We start from the raw sequence: 17660 nt of genomic DNA on the forward strand, positions 1-17660 counted from the left end.
GTGGTTAATGTTTCGCGCTGACGCGAAAGGCGAGGGGAGGGCGGGTCGTGGGCTGGTGGCAGGTCAACGCGGACACGCTCGCGCGCAGCCGGTTCGTGCTGTCGCCGCTCGCCGAGACGTTCGCGGGGCTGAAGCTGCTCCACGCGGGCGTGGGCGCCCATCCCGGGGAGCGGGACTGGCTGCGCGCCCATCTGCCCAGATACCGGGCCCTGCTGGCCGCCGACCCGGTCACCGCGCGGCTCGTCCGGGCCGGGCTCGGACGGGACTGGATCGCCGACTTCCTCACCCCGACGCCCCTGGACGGGGAGACCTTCGAGGAGGGCGTCGCCCGGGTGGGCGCCGTCCGCCCCGAGCAGGCGCGGGCGCATCTCGCGATGTCCCTGGCGGGGCCGCTGCCGGCGGAGCTGGAGCGGGACGATCTGCCCGAGCGGGCGGCCGCGCTGCTGCGGTACGTGTGGCGGGAGGCGGTGTGTCCGGACTGGGACCGGCGTCGGCGGATCCTGGAGGCGGATGTGGTGGCGCGGACCGTGCAGGTGAGCCGGAGCGGGTGGGCGGCGGTGCTGGACTCGCTGCGGCCGGGGACGCGGTGGCTCGGGGAGAGCCGGTTCCAGGTGAACCGGCACGAGTATCCGCCTCGGGAGATCTCGGGGGCGGAGCTGGTGTTCGTGCCGGTGACGCCGGGGACGGGGTGGGTGTCGTGGGAGGGGCGGGAGCGGTACGCCGTCGTGTATCCCTGCACCGGGGTGCTCGCCGAGCCCTCCGGGGGTGGGCGGGGGGTGCCGTCCGCGCTCGGGGCGTTGCTCGGAGGTGCTCGGGCGGGGGTGTTGGTGTTGTTGGGGGCGCCGCTGAGCACGACTCAGCTGGTCGCTGTGACCGGGCAGGGGTTGGGGTCGGTGGGGCGGCATCTGCGGGTGCTGTTGGATGCGGGTCTGGTGGAGCGGCGGCGGGCGGGGCGGGTGGTTCTGTACGTACGTACGGCCGCGGGGGATGTGCTGGTGGAGGCGACGGGGTCGGCGGTTCGGTGACCCGGGGTTCCGGCCGGCGTGGGGGTGGGTCGCGTGGCCCGGCGCTGCCGGGGTGCCTCCCCCAGAGGGGGGACCCCCAGCGCCCACCCGTGCCGCCCCAGCGGCACGACTGCCCGCGGCTGGGTAGACCAGAGAGGCGGGCTAGCATCGGGTTATGACTGTAGACAGCAGCGGTGGTGTTCCTCTGGAGGTTGAGATCGGGGCCCTTCAGGGGGGTTCCGCGGATCTCAAGCAGTACGCCGGGCAGGTCGTGCTCGTGGTGAACGTGGCCTCCAAGTGCGGGCTGACCCCGCAGTACTCGGGGCTGGAGCGGCTGCACGCGCGGTACGCGGAGCGTGGGTTCACCGTGCTGGGCGTGCCCTGCAACCAGTTCCTGGGGCAGGAGCCGGGCAGCGCCGAGGAGATCGCCGAGTTCTGTTCGGCGACGTACGGCGTGACCTTCCCGATGACCGAGAAGGCCGAGGTGAACGGCGAGGCGCGGCACCCGCTCTACGAGCGTCTGGTGACCTTCGCCGACGCCGAGGGGCACAGCGGCGACATCCGCTGGAACTTCGAGAAGTTCCTGATCGGCCGGGACGGCCGGGTCGTCGCCCGGTTCTCGCCGCAGACCGAGCCGGAGGCGGCGGAGGTCGTGGCGGAGCTGGAGCGCCGGCTCGCCGCTTGACCTTCCCCCTGGGGCAGACCCGAGCGTCCTGTCACCGGGCGGACCGCGCCCGGTGACGGAGGACGGCGAGGTGGACGTGGACGTGAACGTGGGCGAGGACCTGCTCACCATCGGGGCGTTCGCCGCGCGGGCGCGGCTGTCGCCCAAGGCGCTGCGGCTGTACGACCGGCTGGGGCTGCTGACCCCGGCCCTGGTCGACGAGGCCAGCGGATACCGCTACTACCGCGCCGGCCAGGCCGAGCGCGCCCGGCTCGTGGCGCTGCTGCGCCAGCTCGACATGCCGCTCACGCGGATCGCCGAGGTGGTCGACGCGGCGGACGGGGACGCGGCGGCCGAGCGGCTCGCCACGTACTGGTCGGGCGTGGAGACGCGGATCGCGGCCCAGCGGACGCTCGCCGAGTACCTCCGTGGACGACTGTCGGGGAGGAGCTCCGAGATGTACGAGAAGTTCGTGGTCGAGACGGTGGACGTACCGGCACAGGTGGTGATCGCCGAGAAGCGGCACACGCTGGCGGACGAGTTGCCGGCGTGGATCGGTGCGTCCCTGGGACGTCTGACGACCGCCGCCGGGGAGTGCGGCGGGGTCACGGCGGCACCGTTCGTGGTGTACCACTCCGAGGTGTCGGCGGAGAGCGACGGCCCGGCCGAGTCCTGTGTGCCGGTGGCCGACGAGGCCGCGGCCCGGGAGTGGGCGGACGGGCGCGGGCGGCCCTGGGAGACGACCGTGCGGGTGGAGCCGGCCCGGCGGCTGGCGTACACCCGGATCACCAAGGCCCAGGTGAACCATCCGCAGATCCTCGCCGCGTTCGAGGCGGTTGAGGAGTGGGTCCGGCGGGAGGGCCTCGACTTCGACGGGCCCTGCCGCGAGGTGTACTTCACGGACTGGGACTCGGCGGGCGCCGAGGACCCGGTGTGCGATGTCGCCTTCCCGGTGAGGACGGCCGCGAAGCCGGCGCGGTGAACGACTGTGCCCGGCGGACGTGACACCTGTCCGCCGGGCACAGCCGAGCCCCCTCGGCAAGGACGGCGAGCTGGTCGAGAGGGCTCCTGCCTGCTGCTTGTGTAGTTGTCGGTGGTCATAGGCCGAGGCTCAGGGAGTCTTCCCCCTTACGCCTTGACCGAGGACACAAAGACGTTCCACGCGGCGGTGGGGAACGCCAGGACGGGACCGTCGAGGACCTTGGAGTCCCGGACGGCCATTGCCGACACGACAGGGGACTTGATCTCGACGCATGCGCCATTGCCCTGCGAGTACGAGGACTTGACCCACGTGTCCGTGACACCCTGCTTGATTGCCATTTTCGCTCCGGTAACCAGTTGCTGAGTTGCTGTCCGCGTGCCGTGCGGGTGGTGGCTTGTCTTCGCACGGCACGTTTGCGCCAACGCTGTTGCTCGGTGGCGTGATCGACGCTACTCGCCAACATCGGTGTCCGGAGCGACTATTCACCCGGTCGGATGGCATATTCCATTGGAGACTTCCGCCGCGACCGGGCGAGGGTGTATCTTCCGGCGCCGCACTCAGCCCGTGTACTCCTGCGCGTAGTCCTTGGCGGCCTTCGAGATGAACTCCCGGCTCTGGTCGGCGTTGAGAGCCTGGGCCCGCAGGTGCTCGTACATCACGCTGTACTTCTGCACGTCCTGCGCCTTCTCCAGGTACAGGTCGCTGGTCACGCCCTCGATGTAGACCACGCTGGAGTCGGCGGCGTCGGGGAACTCCAGGATCGCGTACTGGCCGCTGACACCCGGGTGGGCTCCCATGGTGAACGGGATGACCTGCACGGTGACATGGGGCAGCCGGGACATCTCGATGAGGTGCTCCAGCTGCTCGATCATCACGTGCCGGCTGCCGACCTCGCGGCGCAGCGCGGCCTCGTCCAGCACGGCCCACAGGCGGAGCGGGTTGTCCGGGGCAGAGATACGTTCCTGTCGGCGCAGGCGCACCTGGACGCGCTTGTCGATGTCGCCCGGCGTGACCTCCGGCAGCGCGCCCTGGATCAGCGCCTCCGCGTAGCTCTTCGTCTGGAGCAGCCCCGGCACCACCTGGGGGTCGTACACCCGCAGGCTCGCCGCGTCGGTCTCCAGACCGATGTAGACGCTGTACGGGATGTCGCCGAAGGAGTGCCACCAGCCCTGCTGGCGGGAGTCCTTGGCCATCTGCATCAGGGAGTCGACGATCCGGACGTCCTCGACCTCGTAGACCCCGCACAGGTCACGGACGTCGCGCTGGCTGATGCTGCGGCGGCCGTTCTCCAGCCGGCTGATCTTCGACTGGGAGACCAGCAGGCGCTCCGCCACCTCCTCCGCCGTCATGCCCTTGAGCTCGCGGAGCCGGCGCAGCTCCTGGCCCAACCGGCGGCGCCTGACAGTGGGATTGACATTGGACGCCACGGGACGTGCACCTCCGGCTGCGTACTGCTCGCTCTGTTTCGCGACTTTGCGTATCTGCTGTTCAGCAGATTGCCACCAAGGTGCTTTCTACCGCTGGGAAACGGTGGATATGCGCTGGATACACGCCAGTTCGGGCCGTGGCTTCACAGAGCCCGCACATGCGGCCGCGCGGGGCGGCGGGACCGTGTCGTCGTCCGGACACATACGGTCCCGCCGCCCCGCGCGGACCAGCGGCTCCCGAACCGGGCCTGGGGGTGCGTACTGCCTGACTGCGGCGGCGTCGTGGAACTGCGGCTCAGTGAGCCACGACGCGCGCCATCGAGCCTCGGCGTGGTTGCATCGGAACGCCACGAGCGGGTTCCGGTGCCGCCCTGCCACCCGGGGCCGGCTGGCGGCCCGCCGGGGCGGGGCTGCGTCGCGGCTGGGCCGCGACACCGTTCTGGACGTCCATCACCGCGTGCGCGACGAGACCGCCCATGGGGTCGTGCCTGATCAGGTCCCGCAACCGGGAGCGCGAGGAGCGACCCTCGTTACCCGGGTACAGGTGCTTGCCGAGACCGACCGCGTGCGCCAGTGCGGCGAGCGCCGCGGTCCGCGGGTCCGGCGGTACGCCGGTGCGGATCGCTGAGTCCAGCCGGGCCCTGATCTCCCGGCTGATGTCGGTGTCCGTCGCCTGGTAGCGAGTCGTCGGCAGCACCCCGCACATCTGTCCCGGAACGGCGGCGACCATGCCGCACCGCTCCAGATGCGAGAGGTACGTCTGGCGCAACCCCAGTCGGGGTCCGCCGATCCAGTGGACCGCCCGTACGGGAGCGCCACGCCTGCGCAGCAACTCCAACGCACAGTCCAATGTCGGATCTCCTGTCGGCCGTGGTGCCACCACGGCGATACGATCCCCGTCTGGGGCTATCCGTCCGGCCAGCGCCAGCTCCACTAGCTGTGCTCCGGCCAGACCGAGGTCGAGCGACTGCGGCTGTGCAGTGGTACCCGTGGCCGGGTCCAGCGCCAGCAGCAGAAGCTCCTCCGGAATTGTTCTGCGGCTCCTGCCCATCCATGCCTCCCCGCGTGGATGAAAGACAGGGTGACCCCTCTCACATTGGTCTGTCGAGGGTGCGTGACCTGTTTGTAGTGGAACCAGTAGGTATGTCGTTCTCGTCTACCGCATCAGCCGGGGCCGCACACAGGACACTGGTACATGGTTCGGACAGCTCTGGGAAGCGGTCCCGGGCGGCGGCGGTTCAGACGGATCACGGTTCAGACGGTCTAGGAGGCATCGGTGGCGGGCGAGTCCCCCGACAGTTCGAAGCAGCGCGAGTCGTCGGCAGAAACGACGTCGGGGAGCGCGGGTCCGGTTCCGGAAGCCAGGAACGAATCCTCCGATCCGCGCGTGGCCATGTCGCGCGGAGGCGGCGTGGACACGGCGACGCGGGTGCTGTCGGCGCGCGATCTGGCGGAGGCCAGGAAGGCGGCGCCGGACGCCTCCGGTGAGCCGGAGACGGACGAGCCCGAGACGGACGCGCCCGAGACGGACGAGCCCGAGACGGACGAGCCCGAGGCGGACGAGCCCGAGACGGACGCGCCCGAGGCGGACGAGTCGGCGGGCGACACGGACGCCGCCGCGGAGTCCGGGACCGACGTGGACGCCGAGACCGACGCGGACGCGGAGCCTGCGGCACCCAAGGCCGGGGACGAGCGTCTGCGGGCCGCTGTGGCCGCCTGGGTGGCCGGCGGCGACGAGAGCGGGGCGAAGGACGCAGAGGGCGCCCAGGACGCTCCGGAGGCCCCCGGGGACGGCCAGGGCGCCGACGCGGAGGCCCAGGACGGCCCCGAGGACGCCGACGCGACCGAGGCCGAGGGTGAGGCCGAGGGCCCCGCGGCCACCGGGGAGGCGGAGGAGGACGACGCCGACACCGAGGACGCCGCCGACACCAGGAGTGACGCCGGGCCCGAGCCCGAGGTTGACGCCGAGTCGGAATCCGACGCCGACGCGGGCACCGGCGACGCCGCAGGCACGACCCCGGAGCCGGCCCCGGACACGGACACGGACGCGGACACGGCCCCGGACACGGACGCGGCCGACTCGGACGCGGCCGACACCCCCACCCCCGCCACCGACGGCGACGCCGAGGCCGACACCGCCACCACCACCGACGCCACCGCCCCGCCCGCCCCCCGGGCCAAGGTCGTGGACCAGCCGACCACGGCCATCCGGCTGCGCCCGTCGGAGGACCGCAAGTCCCCGGCCCCCGCACCCGCACCCGCACCCTCGGCCCCCGCGACCCCCGCGCCGTCGGACCCCGCAGCCCCCGCCCCCGCAGGCCCGCCCCCCGTGGACCGGGCCACCAGCAAGTTCGTCGCCCTCAAGCCGGACGTCACCACGGCCGTCCCGCAGGTCGGCCCCGAGCGGACCACGCAGCAGCCGCTGCCGCCCAAGCCGCCGCTCGACCTGCTCGCGGAGCTGACGAACACCCCGCCGCCGCCGGAGACCCCGGTCCGCACGCTGGTCCGCCGGGTCAAGATCTGGACGCCGCTGGTTCTGCTGCTGGTGATCGTCTTCGCGATCGCACAGGCCGTGCGCCCGGTGCCGACGCCCACCCTGGACCTCACCGCCGAGTCGACCTACACCTTCGAGGGCTCGAAGGTGGACATCCCCTGGCCGGCCGACGGGCAGGCCGCGCTCGACGTCCAGGGCATCGGTTCCTTCGGGTCCTCCGGTGACCGGAAGCCCGTGCCGATCGCCAGTGTCGCCAAGGTGATGACCGCCTATGTGATCCTGCGCGACCACCCGCTCAAGAGCGGCGCCGAGGGTCCGAAGATCCAGATCGACAAGACCGCCGAGGAGCAGTCCGACGCCGGCCAGGAGTCGACGGTCGACGTCACCGCCGGTGACGCCATCACGGAGCGCGAGGCGCTGGAGAGCATCCTCATCGCGTCCGCGAACAACGTCGCCCGCCTCCTCGCCCGCTGGGACGCCGGCTCGGAGGAGGCGTTCGTCGAGAAGATGAACGCCGCCGCCGAGGACCTCGGCATGAGCGACACGACGTACACGGACCCCTCGGGTCTGAACGACACCACGGTCTCCACGGCCGTGGACCAGGTGAAGCTGGCCAAGGCCGCGATGGAGCAGCCGGTCTTCCGCGAGGTCGCCGCGATGATGTCGTACGACGACTACAAGGGCCAGAACCACGGCAACTGGAACCAGCTCGTCGGCAGCAACAACGTCGTCGGCATCAAGACCGGTACCACCACCTCCGCCCTCGGCAACCTGGTGTTCGCCGCGAAGAAGGAGGTCGACGGGGAGATGCGGACCATCGTCGGCGCCGTGGTGCGCCAGCCGGACTCGGGCAGCGGCATCCTGGCCGCCGCCCTGAACTCCGGCGACCAGCTGATCCGGGCCGCGCAGGGCGCGCTGGAGTCGGCGACGCTGCTGAAGAAGGGCGAGGTCGTCGGGTACGTCGACGACGGTCTCGGCGGGCGGACCGCGGTCGTGGCCACGAAGGACGTCAAGGCGGCCGGCTGGGCGGGCCTGAAGGTGGAGCTGGACTTCACCGCGGACACCGTGCCGCACGAGGCGAAGGCCGGTACCGAGGTCGGCACGCTCACCGTCGGCGACGGCGGTACGGCGGGTGCCGTGAAGGTGCCGGTGGCCCTCCAGTCCGACCTCGTCGAGCCCGGTTTCCTCGCGAAGCTCACCCGCATCACCTGAACCGCACCAGCTGTGACGAGCTGAACCGCTCCGCACCGCAGCCCGCCGGCCTCCCCACCCCGGGAGCCGCCCGGCGGGCTGCGTGCTAGCGTCACGAACCGGGTCGGCCGACGCTCACAAGGCACGGCCGGGAAACCCTCAGGGACAGGGCCGGGAACGCACAGGAAACAATCGGGACGCGGCCCAGAACAGAAGAACCGGACACCACGCCGGACACCACGGGAGAGCCTTAACGGTGGCCACTGCGGAGCCGACACGCGCCGACGACGCCGATCCGGGCCCGGGAACCGGCCCGCGAATACGGGTGCCCGCGCCGCGTACCGAGGAGCCCTCCGGGACTCCCGACGAGGAACCCCCCAGCCGGGCCAAGGCCCTCCTGCTCACCGTGCGCGAGCGGCTGCTGCGCCATCCGGTGCTGTCCGTCACGGCCCTGTCCGGGGTCCTGCACATCGTGTGGTTCTTCACCTTCGCCAACAGCGGCGGCGACCTCGCGGCGCAGGACGCGTGGGCCGAGTTCGTCGGCCGCCACCCCGACTCCGCGTACAACCTGGCCTGGTACGGCGGGATGCACCCGGTCTCGTACAGCGTGGTCTCGCCGTATCTGATGTCGGTGCTCGGCGTGCGAACCACGATGATGATCGCCGGGACCGTCTCGGCCGGGCTGCTGACCCTGGTGCTGCTGCGCGGGCGGTCGGTCCGCAATCCGCTGTGGGCCTCGCTGGCCGGGGTGTTCGCGCTGCTGTGCAACGCGGCCTCGGGCCGGGTCACCTTCGGGCTCGGCATGATGTTCGCGCTCGGCGCGGTGGCGGTCGTGTTCTGCTGGCCGTACCGCTGGCGCTACAAGCGGTGGGCGAAGGCGCTGTGCGCCGCCCCGCTGGCCGCGCTCGCGACGATGGCCTCGCCGGTCGCCGGGCTCTTCGTGGGCCTGGTCGCGGTGGCGATGTTCCTCCAGAAGCGGCGTCCCGGCGCCTGGGCGCTGGGGCTCGCGCCGGCCGCGGTGGTCGGTCTGTCGGCGTGGCTGTTCCCCTTCTCGGGCACCCAGCCGATGACGATCGCCTCGGCGCTCCTGCCGTTCCTCTCCGCGGTCCTGGTCGCGGTCCTCGTCCCCGGGGAGTGGACGACGGTCCGGCTGACCGCGGCGGTGTACGCGCTGTCGGTGCTGCTGGTGTGGCTGATCAGTTCGCAGATCGGCTCCAACATCACCCGGCTGTCCATGCTCTTCGCCGGGGTGGCGCTGGTGGCGGCGCTGCCGTTCGCGGTGCCGCGCTCGCGCAAGTGGTACGCGACCGTGCTGGCCGTGGTCGGGTTCACGGTCTGGATCGGTGTGAAGTCGGTCATCGACATCGTGCACACCACCCCGGCCGCCTCCTGGGCGCGCGAGCTGGCGCCGCTGGTCAACGAGCTCCAGGAGGTCGGCGCCGAGCAGGGCCGGGTGGAGGTCGTACCGGCCCGCTCGCACCGTGAGGCGTCCGCGCTCGCGCCGTACGTGAACCTGGCCCGGGGCTGGAACCGCCAGGCGGACATGGAGCGCAACCCGCTCTTCTACGACGACACCCTGAACTCGGCGAACTATCTGGAGTGGCTCAGGCGCTGGGCCGTGCACTACGTGGTGGTGCCCAAGGACAAGCCGGACGGGGACGGCGCCGAGCGCGAGCGGGAGCTGGTGCAGCGCGGGATGCCGTATCTGAAGCAGGTGTGGGGCGACGCGAACTGGCAGCTGTTCGAGGTGCTCGACCCGACGCCGTTGGCGGAGCCGAACACCGTGGTGGAGCGGGCCGAGCAGGGCGAGTGGACGATGCGGGTGAGCGAGCCGGGGCGGGTGCTGATCCGGATCCCGTACTCGCCGTGGCTGAGCATCGTCGACGCCGAGGGCAGGAAGCTCGACCCGCCCCAGGAGACCGAGGAGTCCGAGGACCGTCCCGACGGGGAGCCGAAGACGTACGACAACGTCAACGGCTGTCTGATGGAGACCGAGGAGGACGCGCTCGGGGACAAGTGGACGATGCTTCTCGCCCCCGAGGCGGGCACCTACCGGCTGGCGGCGCCCTACGACGTCCCGCGCGGCACGCCCTGCCCGGACGAGCTGAAGTAACCCCCCTCCCCCTCCGGTCAGCGCAGCCGGTCCACGTACCGGTCGGTGCCCGGGACCGTGGGGACGAAGGGGGCGAGGAGTTCGATCCGGCCGAGGCCCTCGGTGCTCAGGTCGGTGAAGTGCGGGTCCCAGCACTCGGCCGGGTCCGTCTCCAGGAACCACAGCAGGGTGAGCCGGGTGTCCACGCCCTCGACCTGCTTGACGTAGGTCATCCGGTCGCCGGGCAGGGGCGTGGGCCGGAAGACCGTCACCATGGCGGCCGGTGAGCCCGCGAGGCGCTTGGGCAGGTGGCAGGTGCGCAGCCACTCCAGGAGTTCGGCGCGCTGCCCGGCGGACTCCGCGTCGATCACCTCCAGCACCAGGCCCGCGTAGGGGTGGTCGAGGGCGTGGAAGTCGCGCGGGCCCGCCGCTCCGTCCCGGTAGACGGTCGTCTCGTGGTCCTGGAACGCGGTGAAGACGTGGGTGCGTTCGCGGTGGACGCGGGCGTCGCGGTTGAGCCGCTTGTTGATGGCGACGGTCCACCTCATGTGGTCGTCGTAGCGGCCGGCGGTGATCCAGTACGTGGAGAGGTAGCAGCCGGCGGTGACGGGCCGGGCGACGGCCGAGTCCTCCGGGACGCGCAGCAGTTGGAGTTCGCGGGTGGCGACCCAGCGGCGGCCCGCGTACATCCAGGGCATGGCCATGGCCCCGGCGTAGTAGTGGTCGTCCTCGTACCAGCGGTTGTAGGCGTACTCGTGGCCCGGGTGCGGTTCGACCATGGTGATCAGGGCGTGGCCCGGGTGGACTCCGTACGGGCCGACGGAGGCCAGTTCGGCGTAGACCTCGCTGCGGGTGTCGTCGCTCATGCGGTTCCCCTTTCCTGCGGTCGCCCATACTCTGACGGACCGTCAGATGGAGCACCAGGGTCGGGAGGGGTCGGGATGTCACTGCTGGCGGGCAGGACCGTGGTCGTGTCGGGGGTCGGGCCGGGGCTGGGGCACCAGGTGGCGGCGGCGGTCGTGCGGGACGGGGGGAACGCGGTGCTCGGGGCGCGTACCGAGGCCGCGCTGGCCAGGAGCGCGCGGGCGATCGACCCGGACGGGACGCACACCGCGTTCCGGACGACGGACATCACCGACGAGAAGCGCTGCGAGGAGCTGGCCGGGCTGGCCGTGGAGCGGTTCGGGCGGATCGACGGGGTGGTGCACGTGGCCGCCCTGGACAGTCACTTCGGGGGGCTCGCGGACGCGGACTTCGCCACCTGGCAGTCGGTGCTCGACGTGAACCTGCTGGGTTCGCTGCGGATGACCCGCGCCTGCCTGCCGGCCCTGAGGGAGCGGGGCGGCTCGGTGGTGTTCATCGGTACGCAGTCGGCGGTGGCGGCGCCCTCGCAGGTGCGGCAGGCCGCGTACGCCGCCTCCAAGGGGGCGCTGACCAGTGCCATGTACTCGCTGGCACGGGAGCTGGGGCCGCACCGGATCCGGGTCAACACCGTGCTGCCGGGCTGGATGTGGGGGCCGCCGGTGCAGGCGTACGTGCGGTTCACGGCGGAGTCGGAGGGGGTCGGGCAGGACGTGGTCCGGGGGCGGCTCACGGAGCGGATGGCGCTGCCGGAGCTGGCGACGGACGGGGATGTGGCCGACGCGGCGGCGTTCCTGGTGTCGGACCGCTCCCGGTCGATCACCGGACAGTCGTTGCTGGTCAACGCCGGGGAGCTGATGCGATGAGTTCACATACATAAACCAGAACCATCATGCCGAATACTTTTACCTCCCTTTGACCCTACGCCAGCTTGTCGTGTCCACGAGGCAGCGCCCACGATGAGCGCCGGGCTGAACCCTGGGAGGGCGCACATGAACGGTCTCGACTGGGCCGTGCTCATCGGCTATTTCGGCGTGATGGTGGCGATCGGCGTCTGGTCGCACAAACGCGTCGACAACGTGAGCGACTTCTTCACCGCCGGCGGGAAGATGCCCTGGTGGCTCTCCGGCATCTCGCACCACATGTCGGGCTACAGCGCGGTGATGTTCACGGGCTACGCGGGCATCGCCTACACCTACGGCGTGACCTCGTTCGTCACCTGGTCCTTCCCGATCGCGCTGGGCATCGCCATCGGGTCGAAGCTGTTCGCGCCGCGCATCAACCGGCTGCGCTCCCGGCTCCACGTGGCCTCCCCGCTGGAGTACCTGAAGAACCGCTACGACCTGAAGACGCAGCAGGCGCTGGCCTGGTCCGGAATGCTGCTGAAGATCGTGGACGTGGGCGCGAAGTGGGCGGCCATCGCCACCCTGCTGTCGGTGTTCACCGGGATCTCCCTGAACCAGGGCATCCTGATCACGGGTTCCATCACGGCCGTCTACTGCACGATCGGCGGCCTGTGGGCGGACGCGCTGACGGAGCTGGGCCAGTTCGTGATCCAACTGCTGGCCGGCATCGCCATGTTCGTCGCCGTCGTGATGGAACTGGACGACAAGGGCATCGGCTTCTTCGGCGCCTGGGACGAGCCGGAGCTCCAGGGACACGGCGAACCGCTGGTGGGGCCGTACGGCACGGTCTTCCTGCTGGCGTTCCTGTTCATCAAGCTGTTCGAGTACAACGGCGGCATGCTCAACCAGGCGCAGCGCTACATGGCGACCCGCAACGCCCGTGAGGCGGAGCGGTCGGCGCGGCTGTCGGCGGTGCTGTGGCTGGTCTGGCCGCTGGTGCTGTTCTTCCCGATGTGGATGTCCCCGCTGCTGGTCGAGTCCCAGAAGCCGGACGGCTCGGACTCCTACGGCCTGATGACGGAGCAGTTGCTGCCGCACGGTCTGCTGGGCCTGGTCATCGTCGGCTTCTTCTCCCACACCATGGCGATGTGCTCCTCCGACGCCAACGCCATCGCGGCCGTCTTCACCCGGGACTGCGCCCCGGTCCTCTGGCGCCGGGCGCGGAGCTGGAGCGAGGGGCAGGGGCTGCGGGTGGCCCGGGTCACCACAGTGGTCTTCCTCGGCCTGTCCATGGCGGCCGCGACCCAGGTGAACTCGCCGACCTTCGGGGACATCATCACGGTCGTGATCAAGTGGGTGGCCGGTCTGATGGGCCCGATGGCCATCCCGATGATGCTGGGCCTGCTGCGGCCCTTCCGCCGCTCCGGTCCCACCGCGGCACTCACCAGCTGGTCCCTGGGCCTGCTGGCCTTCTGGCTGGTGAACTACCCGATCCACTGGAACGTCGACGGCGGGGTGCCGCTCCAGTACCAGGTGTCGGTGCCGCTCGCCGTCTCCCTCGTCCTCTACATCCTGGTCGGCTACCTGCGGCCCGAGGACACCCCGGAGCGGCTGGCGATCATCGACCGGATCAACTCCGACGACGACGGCGCGGCCGCCGCGGTGCCGGTGCCGCGGCCGGCGGAGGGGACGCAGGACGCGGTGGTGACGCGGGTCAAGGACTGAGGCCGCGGGCCGAGCCGTCGGCGTACGGCGAGGGCCCCGCTTCCCCGGCTCGGCGGGGTAGCGGGGCCCTCCGCATGGCCGTCCGGGTCAGCCGCGCAGGACGCGGCCCTGCTTGTCGGTGCGGTCGTTGCTGGTGAGGAAGAGGACGCCGTCGATCAGCGCCCAGATGCCGAGGCCGCCGCAGGTGAGGAGCTGGGCCACGCCCACGCCGACGGAACCGACGTAGAAACGTCCGATGCCGAGGGTGCCGAGGAAGATCTGGAGAAGCCCCGCCACGATCTTGGACTTGTCCGAGTAGGGGCGGCCGAGCGGGTCGACGCCGTAGGGGGCCTCGGGGGTGGGAACGGTCATGAGTACTGCTCCTGATGGTCTTGCGTGAAACACCGGAACGGGATGTCCAGGTGGGCAGGAGGGTAGGTACGTCATGCGTCGACGCCTCGGCACGCTTGACGCGGCACTCGGCTGTTCCCCCCTGTGAGGGGTGAGCATAAGAAGATCATGGGCCCGGGAGGGAGATCGGAGAAGAGATCGTTCCGGTTCCGTGATCAAAAGCCGGGGTCAGGGCGAGACGAGATTGCGGGCCACGGTCCATACGACGGCGGTGGCGAGGATCGCGTACTGCGTACGCCGACCGAAGCGGGGACCCCAGCGGCGGCCGCGCAGGCCCTCCCAGGCCCAGCGGGCCAGCAGCGCGAGGGCGAACGGGGCGGTGAGCAGCAGGAGTCGGTTGTCCACCCACGCCTGCTCGAAGTGACCGTGCATCAGGTCGTACACCATGCGGGTGCCGCCGCAGGCGGGGCAGAGCAGGCCCGTCGCCCAGCGGAAGGGGCACTGGGGCAGCAGGTGTCCTGGTTCGTGCGGGTTGGTGGTGTAGAGGTACGCGGCGCCGGCCGCCCCCGCCGCGAGGACGGCGAGGGGTGCGGCCGTCGTCGCGTCAGCCACCGCGCAGCACCCGACCGTTGGAGTCGGTCGTCTCGTTGCCGGTGAGCAGGATGATGCCGTCGATCAGTGCCCAGATGCCGAGGCCGCCGCAGGTGAACAACTGGGCGAGGCCGATGCCGACATGGCCTATGTAGAAGCGTCCGACGCCGAGGGTGCCGAGCACGAACTGGAGCACACCGGCGACGATCTTGGACTTGTCGGAGTAGGGGCGGCCGAGGGGGTCGTAGCCGTAGGGCGCGTAGGGGTCGCCGGTGAAGCCGCCGGGCGGGACGGCGCCGGGGTAGCCGCCGGGGTAGCCGCCGGGCGGCGGGTAGCCCTGGTAGCCGGGGGGCGGGTAGCCGGGGCCCGGCTGCTGGTAGCCGGCGGCGGGGGGCTGGTAGCCCTGCTGCTGGGGGCCGCCTGGCGGGGGGCCGCCCGGGTAGCCGTATCCCGGCTGGGGCGGCTGCTGGGGCTGCTGGGGCTGCTGCGGCTGGTCTTGCTCGGACACCTGGTTCTCCCCCGATGGGACGCGTGCGTGATCAGGTCATCTTGCAGCAGACGTGGTCCGGGAGGAAAGCCGGTCAGGCCCTCGGATAGCGCGCCAGCCAGCCCGGGGCGGAACCCGCCGGTCCGTGCAGGGCCGGACCCTGGGTCATCTCCATGGCGAAGTCGTCGGCGAGTTCCAGGATCGTGGGACGGCCCTCCAGTTCGGCCAGCCAGGCCGGCGGGAGGGCCGTTTCGCCGTGCAGGGCGCCGAGCAGCCCGCCGGTGAGGGCGCCGGCCGCTGCGGAGGGGCCGTCGTGGTTCACGGCCAGGCACAGTCCGTGCCGGACGTCCTCGCCCACCAGGGCGCAGTACACGGCCACCGCCAGCAGTCCCTCCGCCGTCCCGGCGCCCCTCAGTTCGTCGATCCGGCCCGGGGTGGGCATGCCCTGCCGCACCGCGCCGAGCGCGTGCTGGAGGGCGTCGGAGACGGGCTGGTGCCCCGGGCGGGCCGCGAGCAGCGCCAGCGACCGCTGCACCGCGCCGTCCAGGCTCTCGCCGCAGGCCAGCGCGTGCACGATCACCGCGTACGCGCCCGCCGTCAGGGAGGCCACCGGGTGGCCGTGCGTCTGGGCCGCGCACTCGACGGCCAGCTGGGCCACCAGCTGCGGCTCCCAGCCGACCAGCAGCCCGAACGGCGCCGAGCGGGCCGCCGCCTCCGGTCCCGCCTCGCCCGGGTTCTTCGGTGCCTCCGGTGTACCCATCGTCTCGTCGCCGAGCCCGAGCAGCAGCGAGCGCGACGCGTCCCGCCGGGCGTAGAGCCACTCCTCGCGGGCCAGCCAGCCGTCGTCCTTGCGCCGCTCGTCGGGGCCCCAGTCCCGCTGGGTGGCCGCCCAGCGCAGGTACGCCCGGTGCAGGTCGGTCGGCGGGTGCCAGGCCCCGGTGTCCCGCCGGACCTGCGCCCGGATCAGCCCGTCGACGGAGAAGAGGGTGAGCTGGGTGAGATGCGTGACCGCGCCCCGGCGCCCGTGGGCGACCCCCAGGTCGGTCAGTCCCTCGGCGCCGTACGCCGACCTGATCTCCGCGAGGCTCAGGGCGTCCACGGGCGCGCCCAGGGCGTCGCCCACCGCGACGCCGAGCACGGTGCCGCGCACCCGGCTGCGGAAGTCCTGCTGTTCGGAGCGGCCCCAGACGGGGCCGGCAGTCGCACCCACCCAGACCTCCCCGGGGCACCGTCCGTACGTAGACAGCTCAGCACTGTAATCGACCAGGAACGATCGGCTCAGGGGGCGGAACGATATGCGGTGTGCGTACCAAGTGAACCGTACTGATCCACTTCTCCCACTTTCCGTCACCCGGCGCTCCCTGTCCTCTACGGTGCGTAGTGGGAGGTGGCGGTGTGGAGGACGAGGAGGCCGAGGCCGTACTCAGGGCGGTCGGGCGGCAGATCAAGTTGTGGCGCGAGGCGGCGGGACTGAAGCAGACGGAACTCGGCGACGCGCTCGGATACGGCTGCGACCTGATCTCGGCGGTGGAGCGCGGCAAGCGCATCCCGCGGCCGGACCTGCTGGACAAGGCGGACGAGGTGCTCGGGGCCGGCGGCAAGATCTCGGCCATGCGGCGGGACGTCGAGCAGGCCCGGTACCCGAAGAACGTACGGGACCTGGCGAAACTGGAGGACGAGGCGGTGGAGATGGGTTCGTACACCGCCCTGCACATCCACGGCCTGCTGCAGACTCCGGAGTACGCCCAGGCCGTGTACGCGCTGCGGCGACCGGCCTATACGGAGGAAGAGATCGAGCGCCATGTCGCCGCACGGATGGCCCGCAAGGTGGTCTTCGATCGCACGCCGCACCCGGACATCAGCTTCGTACAGGAAGAGGTGACGCTGCGACGCCCGGTCGGGGGACGGACTGTGTTACGGCGTCAGCTCGAACACCTGCTGGAGGTAAGCAGGTTGAGACACGTCACGATCCAGGTGATGCCCACGGACCGAGAGGACCACGCGGGCTTGAGCGGGCCGTTCCGGCTCTTGCGGTTCCACGATGGAAAAGCGCTGGGACACTTGGAGGTTCAGTTGCACAGCCGTCTGATCTGCGACCCCCGGGAGGTCCGGATCTTGGAATCGCGCTATGGGATGATCCGAGCGCAAGCTCTCTCTCCTCGCGAGTCACTCGCCTTCATCGAGAACGTTCTGGGAGAAACATGACGCCCCTCGTCTGGTTCAAGAGCAGCTACAGCAGCGCCGACGGCCCCGACTGCGTGGAGGTCGCCATATCCCCCGTCGTCCCCGTCGTTCACGTCCGGGACTCCAAGGACCGTGACGGGGCCCGGCTCACCTTCGCCGACGACGCCTGGTCGGCGTTCGTCGACCGCTGCACCCGGTAACTCGCCTTTCACTGAAGTCAATTCTGGCTCAATCGATCTGGATCACACCGCGTCGGCCCGGGGAAGATGGCCGTCATGGCCTCGACACCCCCACCCGGCGCACTCCGCCTCACCGCGACCCTGCTCACCGCGAGCGTCGCCCTCTACATGGCGCTCGTCGCCTTCGGGAACATCACCGACTTCGGCACGAACCAGCAGTTCGTACAGCACGTCCTGGCGATGGACACCACCTTCAAGGACGACGACCTCATGTGGAGGGCCGTCACCAGCAAGGGACTTCAGGACACGGCGTACGTCGCCATCATCGTCTGGGAGACCGTCGCCGCGCTCGTCCTGATCTACGGCACCTGGCTGTGGGCCCGCGAGGGCGGCCGCGGCGCCCGGCGCTGGTCCACCTACGGACTGCTGATGGTGATGCTCCTGTTCGGCGCCGGTTTCATCGCGATCGGCGGCGAGTGGTTCGCCATGTGGCAGTCCGGCGACTGGAACGGTCTGGACGCGGCCACCCGGGTCTTCGTGTTCAGCGGAATCGTCCTGCTGGTCAACCACCTGCCGGGCACCCGGGACGCCTGACGGGCCGGTC

Annotated in this window: 18 protein-coding genes; 10 read left to right on the forward strand and 8 right to left on the reverse strand. The window is 71.2% G+C overall.

From position 1 onward, the window contains the following. Positions 1-47 precede the first annotated feature (47 nt). The 3 genes from AB0E07_RS04285 (at position 48) to AB0E07_RS04295 (ending at position 2650) form a co-directional block, all read left to right on the forward strand. Positions 48-1025 (forward strand): helix-turn-helix domain-containing protein, encoded by a 978-nt coding sequence (locus AB0E07_RS04285; RefSeq protein ID WP_362246232.1) that lies wholly within the window; start codon positions 48-50, stop codon positions 1023-1025. 154 nt (positions 1026-1179) lie between these two features. Continuing rightward, positions 1180-1689 (forward strand): glutathione peroxidase, encoded by a 510-nt coding sequence (locus tag AB0E07_RS04290; RefSeq protein ID WP_362246234.1) that lies wholly within the window; start codon positions 1180-1182, stop codon positions 1687-1689. A 52-nt stretch (positions 1690-1741) separates the two neighbouring features. After that, on the forward strand, positions 1742-2650 hold the full coding sequence (locus AB0E07_RS04295) for a MerR family transcriptional regulator (protein WP_362246236.1): 909 nt from the start codon (positions 1742-1744) through the stop codon (positions 2648-2650). Positions 2651-2796: 146 nt separating this feature from the next. Here AB0E07_RS04295 and AB0E07_RS04300 read toward each other — a convergent pair whose 3' ends face one another. The 3 genes from AB0E07_RS04300 to AB0E07_RS04310 all read right to left on the reverse strand — a co-directional run bounded on the left by AB0E07_RS04300 (position 2797) and on the right by AB0E07_RS04310 (position 5128). Beyond that, positions 2797-2988, reverse strand: coding sequence for a DUF397 domain-containing protein (locus tag AB0E07_RS04300; RefSeq protein WP_362246238.1), 192 nt, complete (start codon positions 2986-2988; stop codon positions 2797-2799). A gap of 219 nt (positions 2989-3207) precedes the next feature. Further along, positions 3208-4077 carry a helix-turn-helix transcriptional regulator gene (locus AB0E07_RS04305; protein WP_362246240.1) on the reverse strand — a complete coding sequence of 290 codons (870 nt, stop codon included), beginning with the start codon at positions 4075-4077 and terminating at the stop codon, positions 3208-3210. Positions 4078-4372: 295 nt separating this feature from the next. Beyond that, positions 4373-5128, reverse strand: a complete 756-nt coding sequence (locus AB0E07_RS04310) for a GPP34 family phosphoprotein (protein ID WP_351932504.1) — start codon at positions 5126-5128, stop codon at positions 4373-4375. A 225-nt stretch (positions 5129-5353) separates the two neighbouring features. Here AB0E07_RS04310 and AB0E07_RS04315 point away from each other — a divergent pair, with 225 nt between their 5' ends. Both AB0E07_RS04315 and AB0E07_RS04320 read left to right on the forward strand, forming a co-directional pair. Next, positions 5354-7783, forward strand: coding sequence for a D-alanyl-D-alanine carboxypeptidase (locus AB0E07_RS04315; protein WP_362246242.1), 2430 nt, complete (start codon positions 5354-5356; stop codon positions 7781-7783). A gap of 235 nt (positions 7784-8018) precedes the next feature. Next, positions 8019-9875: an MFS transporter gene (locus tag AB0E07_RS04320; protein ID WP_362246244.1), complete on the forward strand. Its 1857-nt coding sequence runs from the start codon at positions 8019-8021 to the stop codon at positions 9873-9875. 17 nt (positions 9876-9892) lie between these two features. Here AB0E07_RS04320 and AB0E07_RS04325 read toward each other — a convergent pair whose 3' ends face one another. Then, positions 9893-10720, reverse strand: a complete 828-nt coding sequence (locus AB0E07_RS04325; RefSeq protein WP_362246246.1) for a hypothetical protein — start codon at positions 10718-10720, stop codon at positions 9893-9895. Positions 10721-10795: 75 nt separating this feature from the next. Between AB0E07_RS04325 and AB0E07_RS04330 the strand changes: the two genes are divergently transcribed. After that, positions 10796-11581 carry an SDR family oxidoreductase gene (locus AB0E07_RS04330; RefSeq protein WP_362246248.1) on the forward strand — a complete coding sequence of 262 codons (786 nt, stop codon included), beginning with the start codon at positions 10796-10798 and terminating at the stop codon, positions 11579-11581. Positions 11582-11707: 126 nt separating this feature from the next. Beyond that, on the forward strand, positions 11708-13285 hold the full coding sequence (locus tag AB0E07_RS04335; protein WP_362246250.1) for a sodium:solute symporter family protein: 1578 nt from the start codon (positions 11708-11710) through the stop codon (positions 13283-13285). Positions 13286-13372: 87 nt separating this feature from the next. Here AB0E07_RS04335 and AB0E07_RS04340 read toward each other — a convergent pair whose 3' ends face one another. The 4 genes from AB0E07_RS04340 to AB0E07_RS04355 all read right to left on the reverse strand — a co-directional run bounded on the left by AB0E07_RS04340 (position 13373) and on the right by AB0E07_RS04355 (position 15903). After that, positions 13373-13636, reverse strand: coding sequence for a TM2 domain-containing protein (locus AB0E07_RS04340; RefSeq protein WP_362246252.1), 264 nt, complete (start codon positions 13634-13636; stop codon positions 13373-13375). Between the two features lie 207 nt (positions 13637-13843). Beyond that, complete coding sequence (locus AB0E07_RS04345) at positions 13844-14227, reverse strand: DUF2752 domain-containing protein (RefSeq protein ID WP_362246254.1); 384 nt, start codon at positions 14225-14227, stop codon at positions 13844-13846. Continuing rightward, a complete protein-coding gene (locus AB0E07_RS04350) occupies positions 14220-14714 on the reverse strand; it encodes a TM2 domain-containing protein (protein WP_362246256.1) in 495 nt (164 codons plus the stop codon). Before AB0E07_RS04350 ends, AB0E07_RS04345 begins: the two co-directional genes overlap by 8 nt. Positions 14715-14787: 73 nt before the next feature. Beyond that, positions 14788-15903, reverse strand: a complete 1116-nt coding sequence (locus AB0E07_RS04355; RefSeq protein WP_362246258.1) for an ADP-ribosylglycohydrolase family protein — start codon at positions 15901-15903, stop codon at positions 14788-14790. A 185-nt stretch (positions 15904-16088) separates the two neighbouring features. On the opposite strand from AB0E07_RS04355, the gene AB0E07_RS04360 reads away from it, so the two are divergent. The 3 genes from AB0E07_RS04360 (at position 16089) to AB0E07_RS04370 (ending at position 17650) form a co-directional block, all read left to right on the forward strand. After that, positions 16089-16898 (forward strand): helix-turn-helix transcriptional regulator, encoded by an 810-nt coding sequence (locus AB0E07_RS04360; RefSeq protein WP_362246260.1) that lies wholly within the window; start codon positions 16089-16091, stop codon positions 16896-16898. Then, positions 16895-17077, forward strand: a complete 183-nt coding sequence (locus AB0E07_RS04365; RefSeq protein WP_362246262.1) for a DUF397 domain-containing protein — start codon at positions 16895-16897, stop codon at positions 17075-17077. The genes AB0E07_RS04360 and AB0E07_RS04365 overlap by 4 nt, the downstream gene beginning before the upstream one ends. Before the next feature lie 75 nt (positions 17078-17152). Next, on the forward strand, positions 17153-17650 hold the full coding sequence (locus tag AB0E07_RS04370; RefSeq protein ID WP_362246264.1) for a DUF2165 domain-containing protein: 498 nt from the start codon (positions 17153-17155) through the stop codon (positions 17648-17650). Positions 17651-17660 lie beyond the last annotated feature (10 nt).

The sequence above is a fragment of the Streptomyces sp. NPDC048002 genome (genome assembly GCF_040653275.1).
In the GTDB taxonomy this organism is placed as follows: Bacteria; Actinomycetota; Actinomycetes; order Streptomycetales; family Streptomycetaceae; genus Streptomyces.